This is a genomic window from Burkholderia sp. (assembly GCF_018375725.1).
Lineage (GTDB): Bacteria > Pseudomonadota > Gammaproteobacteria > Burkholderiales > Burkholderiaceae > Burkholderia.
Genome location: NZ_JAHACR010000259.1, coordinates 1 through 6,169, shown reverse-complemented (window position 1 = coordinate 6,169; position 6,169 = coordinate 1). Strand labels below are relative to the sequence as shown.

Sequence of the window (6,169 nt, the reverse complement as noted above, 5' to 3'; positions counted from 1 at the left end):
GCCGACCAGATCGTGCTGGGCGCTTTGCGGGATCACGAACTTCGCGAGCCGCGCGTTCAGCACGCCGGCGCCGTTATGGCCGCCGCCCGGCGCCCATGACAGGTAGCCCGACACCTGATTCGACGCGATGTTCGCCTGCCACAGTTCGTCGACGTGCGACGCGCCGACGATCACGTTTTCCCAGTTGCGCTTGAGCAGCTTCAGCGTGCCGAAATGGAACGCGAAGCGCTTCGGCGCGAAGCTCGCGAGATCGACGCGCTCGGCGCCTGGCTGCGGCTCCGGCGCACGCTGCGGGCGGCGCAGCGTCTTCGCGAATGCGAGCCACGCGTCGGCGTCCAGTTCGTCGACGTCGACAGCCGCGCTCACGCCTTCCTGCGGCATGTCCGGCATCCGGTGGATTCCCATGGCGCCGCGCACCGCGCGCAGCGGCTGGCCGCGCGTCGCATCGAGCAGGTAGGTCGCGCTGATCGGGCCGAGTTGCAGATCCGCGTGCTCGAGACGCTGGCCGTTCGTCTGCGGCGCCGGCTTCAGCGTGAAGCTGAACGGCATCGCGGTGCCGGCCGGCTTCGCGAACGGCGCCGGGAAGTTCAGCGCGACGCCCGTGAGGTCGGAGCGGGCGGTGACGTCGGGCAGGCGGCCCGGCGTGCCGCGCACCGCGACCTGGTACGGCGCATCGCCGACCACCCGCTCGAGCAGTGCTGCCGCCGGGCCGCGCAGATTCAGGCCGCGCGCGGCATCGAGCGCGATCCTGCCGTCAACGTCGACCGCATACGGACCATGCGATTTCGCGCTGCCGGTGGCGTGCACGGGACCGCCGAGAAAACGCGCGGACAGGTTGTCCAGCGACACGTCGCTCTGGGTGAAATGGACGCTGCCATGCAGCGCCGACAACGGCGGCACGCCGGCGGTCGTCAATGTGTTGCCGCCGAATGCGAGTGCGCCTTCGACGCTGGCGCGGCGATGCGCGATGCGCTGCGGGATCGTCAGCTTGAGTGCGAGTGTCGCGGGCCCCTGTGCGTCGATCCTGTCGCCGATATGGCCGCTCATTTCGCCGAGCGAGCTCTGGTTCGCATAGTCGATCAGGTCGGCAAGCGGGCCGCGGGCATGGCCTTCGATGACGAGCGGCGACGTCACCGGGTGGCCGAGATCGTCGATGCGGCCGCTGACCTTGCCCAACACGACGCGCTTGTAGTGCGCGCGGTCGATGTCGAAGCGCAGCGTGTTCTGCGCCATTTCGAACACGCCGTCGATGCCGTCGAATGCCGGCCAGATGCTTGGCGTGCCGTTCGCGAGCTTGCGCGGCGGATAGGGCGTCGGTTCGAACCGGCCGCCCGTGAACGGTGCGACGATATGGAAGATGCCGGTGTCCGGCGCGCGCGTGTACGGGAACGTCTCCAGTGGCCCCCGCGCGACGATCGACGCGCCCTTCGTCACGTGTCCCGCCTGCAGCGCGTGGCCCAGATACGCGCGCAGGCGTTCGGAGATGCCGGTCGGCAGGTAGCGGGGAATGCGCTCGACGGCGGCACGCGCGAAGTCGGCGCGCAGGTCGAGCGTGCCGCGCCCATGACCGGGATTGGTATAGCTGCCCGATACCGCGATTTCCGCGTCGGGGTTCGAGACGAGGAAATCGGACACGGTCACGTCGATGCGCGCGTGCTTGTCGCCGGGCGCCGGCGTGACGACCCATTTCGCATTGCCGCGCATCCGGTCGAACGTGAGGCGCGGCTCGTCGAACGCGCCGGGCACCGTGACCGCGGCGTTGACGGTGTCGAAGCGCGTGGTGCCGCCCGTTTCGCTCGCGTCGACGTGTCCCCACAGATTCTCGACGCCCGGCCAGCCGGCGCGCGGGTGACCGCGTGCCGTCAGGCCCGGCGGCGGTTCCTGCGCGGCGAAGCTGATGCCCTGCAGGTCGCCGAGGAAGCGGTAGCGGACGACCGGCGTGGCGACAGCGTGCCTGCTCCTTTCCTCTTCGGAGAGTTCGTCCGGCGTCGGCTTCGCATGCTCGATCTCGATGCGGTAGTTCGAGACCATGCCGCGCGGATCGATCTTGATCAGCTGGTTGCGCAGATGTGCCGGCAGCGGCAGCGCACGGACGAATTCGCTCAGGATGCCGAGATCGACGCGGTCGCCGGTCACGCTGATCAGCTGTCCCTGGTCGGCGGACGGCACGCGGTAGCGCGCGGCGAGGGTCGACATCGCGAGCGTGCGGGCGAGGGGCGTGCCGTCCGGCAGCGGCGGCTGGCCGAGTTCCGCATGGAAGCGCGACAGGTGCAGCGTGTAGTCGTGGCCCGCGTCCAGCGTCGTGTTCCAGCTGAAGCGGGCGACCGGCAGATCGAGCCGCGGCTGCGTCGGTCGCACGCGCAGCGCGACGTCCGCGCCCTGCAGGTAGCCGCCCGCGTTGACCAGGCGCCCTTCGTGAAAGTTCGCCCAGATCGTGTTGTCGATCCGGCCCGCGTGCATCGTGAGCGGCATGTCCACGTACCGGGCGAGCGTCGGCAGATCGACCGGGCCGGTCGACAGGTAGGCGTCGCCGGTCCAGTTCGACGGCTTGCCGATCGGCGCGAGCGCCTTGTGCGTGAAGCGTGCGCGGAAATCGAGCGGGCCGCGCAGCAGCGTCCCGTTGGCGGGCGCCTGCAGCGCGGCCTTGTGGACGCGACCGTTGTTGAGCACCGCGAGCCGGATCCCGGTCAGCGCGAGTTCCGGTGCGTCGTGCTTCCCGTCGCGCCAGCGCAGCGCGCCGCCGCGCAGCACGATCGCTTCCTGCTTGAGCAGCCATGTGCTGAACGTGTCGTTGCCGCCGTGCGTGGTCGGTACGCCGACGCCGGCGATGTAGAGCGCGCCGTCCGCAGCGCGTTCGACGAGCAGGTCCGGCTCGTCGACGATCAGGCTGGACAGCGCAGGCGAAAGGCGCAGCAGCGACGCCCACGACAGCGCGGCGGTCGCATGCGGCACCGACAGCGCGACGCGTCCGTCGCGTCCGCGGATCGTCAGATGCGTGACTTCGACGCCCGGCTGCATGCCGGACCAGTAGGGGGAAAGTTTGCCGATCGAAAGCTGCGCATGGAGCTTCGCGGAAACGAAGCGTTCGATGCGCGGGCGGAAGTCGTCGATGCGGGGCAGCACGACGTAGCGCAGCCCGAGGAGCGTCGCCGACGCGACGAAGTAGGATCCCAGCCCGACCGCCAGCGTCACCCTGAACACGCGGCGCAGAACCGGATGATCGTGCTTCGGAGGTCCCGCTTCGGGCGCTGCTAAGGCGGATTCCTGACGGTCGGACATGCGGCGAAGGGACGGCGATATGGTAGTTTTGCGAAACGACATTGAAATGTATCACACGGGTTCGTGCAGGCGGCCGTCGCGATGGTGCGCGGCACGAGCTTCCCGGCGCGCGGCTGCGCGGCGGGCGCGGTCCGGCCGCGCCGCCGCCGCGGCGCGTCAGTCCTTGCGCCAAGGCCCGCTTCTCGATGACCGACGCTTCCGCATTGCTTTCCACCTCCTATTCCCATTACCTCGCACGCGCGGTCGCGGCGCGCCCGGCGCTTGCCGGGCAGATCGCCGCATGGGCGGCCGCGCCGCTGACGCGCGCGCAGCAGGATGCGCGGCTCACCGAACTGCTGGCGGTGGCCGCCGGCGCGGGGGCGCCGTCGGAGGATGCGCTCAAGAAGGCGCTCAGGCAGCTGCGCGCGGAGGTGTTCGGCGCGGTCGCCGAGCGCGACCTGCGCGGGCTGGCCGACGTGGCCGAAGTCACCGGCGCGATGACCGATCTCGCCGAGCTCGCGGTGCAGCGCTCGCTCGCGTTGCTGTCGGCCGAGCTCGATGTGCTGTACGGCGAGCCGCGCGGCGCCGACGGCGAGCGGCTGACGCTCGGCGTGGTCGGGATGGGCAAGCTCGGCGGCCGCGAGCTGAACGTGTCGTCCGACATCGATCTGATCTTCGTCTACGAAGACGACGGCGAGACGGCGGGCGGCAGCCGCGGGGCGTTGTCGACGCAGGAATACTTCACGCGGCTCGGCCGGCGGCTGATCGGCGTGCTGTCGGAAGTGACGGCCGACGGCTACGTGTTCCGCGTCGACATGCGGCTGCGTCCGAACGGCGATTCGGGGCCGCTCGTGTGCAGCCTCGGAATGCTCGAGGAATATTTCTACGTGCAGGGCCGCGAATGGGAGCGCTATGCGTGGATCAAGGGCCGCCTCGTATCCGAGCCCGACAGCGATGCATCGCAGCGGCTCGCGACGCAGCTCGACGCGATCGTCAAGCCGTTCGTTTATCGGCGCTATCTCGACTTCGGCGTGATCGGCGCGATCCGCTCGCTGCATCAGCAGATCCGGCAGGAGGCGGCGCGGCGCGCGTCGATGCGGCCGGACAAGGCCGACGACATCAAGCTCGGGCGCGGCGGCATTCGCGAGATCGAGTTCAGCGCCCAGGTGTTCCAGCTGATTCGCGGCGGCCAGGATGCGGACTTTCGCGTGCGGCCGACGCTCGCCGTGCTGCGCCATGCGCATGCGCGCGGACTGATCGGCGACGATGTCGAGGCGCGGCTGGCCGACGCGTACCACTTCCTGCGCATGCTCGAACACCGCCTGCAATACCGCAACGACGCGCAGACGCATGCGATGCCGGTCGACCCGGACGACCGCGGGGCGCTCGCGGCATCGCTCGGCTTTGCCGACTATGCGGCGCTGATGACCGTGCTCGACGGACACCGTGCGTTCGTCGAGGCGCAGTTCGACCAGATCTTCGCGGACAAGGTCGGCGGCGAGAACGGCTGCGGTGCCGCCGACGACAGTGCCGCGGCGTGGATCTGGAGCGGCGCGCTCGCCGACGACGGCGCGGACGACACGCTGATGGCCCGGCTCGCCAGCCTCGGCTTCGGCGATTGCGAGGCCGTGCTGACGCGCCTGCGCGCGGTCTGGCGGTCGTCGCGCTATACGGGCCTGCCGGAAAAAAGCCGCCAGCGCTTCGACAGCGTCGCGCAGCGTGCGCTCGAAGCGGCGCCGCGGATCGACGCCGCGCACCGCGACGACACCATCGTGCGGTTGTTCGACCTGCTCGAGACCGTCAGCCGGCGTGGCGTCTACCTGGCGCTGCTGACCGAATACCCGGCCGCACTCGACCGGGTGCTGTCGGTGCTCGGCGCGACGCGCTGGGGGGGCGGCTACCTGATTCGCCACCCGCAGCTGCTTGACGAACTGCTCGACGACGAGGCGATCGCGAGCCCGTTCGACTGGCCGGCATTCAAGCACGCGCTGCGCGCGCGGCTCGCCGCGGCCGACGGCCCGGAGCAGCAGATGGATCTGCTGCGTCACGCGCAGCACGCCGAAGTGTTCCGCATCCTGCTGATCGACCTGGCGGGGCAGCTGTCGGTCGAGCACGTGAGCGACCGGCTGTCCGAGCTCGCGGACGCCGTGCTCGACGTGACGATCGAGGTTGTCTGGTCGCAACTCGCGAAGCGCCATCGCGACGTGCCGCGCTTCGCGGTGATCGCGTACGGCAAGCTCGGCGGAAAGGAGCTCGGCTATGCATCGGATCTCGACCTGATCTTCCTGTACGACGATCCTGACGAGCGTTCGGCCGACGTCTACACGACCTTCACGCGCCGGCTGATCACATGGCTGACGACCGCGACCGGCGCGGGCGCATTGTTCGACATCGACCTGCGGCTGCGTCCGAATGGGGAAGCGGGGCTGCTCGTGACCGATCTCGATGCGTTCCGCCGCTACCAGTTGCGCGAGGGCGACGCGGCGAATACCGCGTGGGTCTGGGAGCATCAGGCGCTGACGCGGGCGCGCTACAGCGCCGGCGACGCGCAGATCGGCGCGGCGTTCGAGGCGATCCGCCAGCAGGTGCTGACGATGCCGCGCGACGCGTCCGCGCTGGCGGCGGACATCGTCGACATGCGCGGCAAGGTGCTCGCCGGGCATCCGAACCACGGCGAGCTGTTCGATCTGAAGCACGATCGCGGCGGCATGGTGGACATCGAGTTCATCGTCCAGTATTGGGTGCTGCTGCACGCATCGCGCGATCCGGAACTGATTCGCAATACCGGCAACATCGCATTGCTGCGCGAGGTTGCCCGTCTCGGGCTGATGAGCGAGGCGGAGGCGGAGCGGGTCGGGGCGGCGTATCGGACGTATCGGAAGCTGCAGCACAAGCTGCGGCTCGACGGAAT

The 6,169-nt window shown here is 69.8% G+C and carries 2 protein-coding genes; one reads left to right on the top strand and one right to left on the bottom strand.

The window, feature by feature from the left end; translation table 11 throughout:
* The coding region (locus KH616_RS20070) for a DUF3971 domain-containing protein (RefSeq protein WP_292250132.1) at window positions 1–3,279 on the bottom strand (3,279 nt) is incomplete at its 3' end.
* A 185-nt stretch (window positions 3,280–3,464) separates the two neighbouring features.
* Between KH616_RS20070 and glnE the strand changes: the two genes are divergently transcribed.
* Window positions 3,465–6,169 (top strand): bifunctional [glutamate--ammonia ligase]-adenylyl-L-tyrosine phosphorylase/[glutamate--ammonia-ligase] adenylyltransferase (gene glnE, locus KH616_RS20065; RefSeq protein ID WP_292250131.1); only part of this gene is annotated, 2,705 nt, incomplete at its 3' end.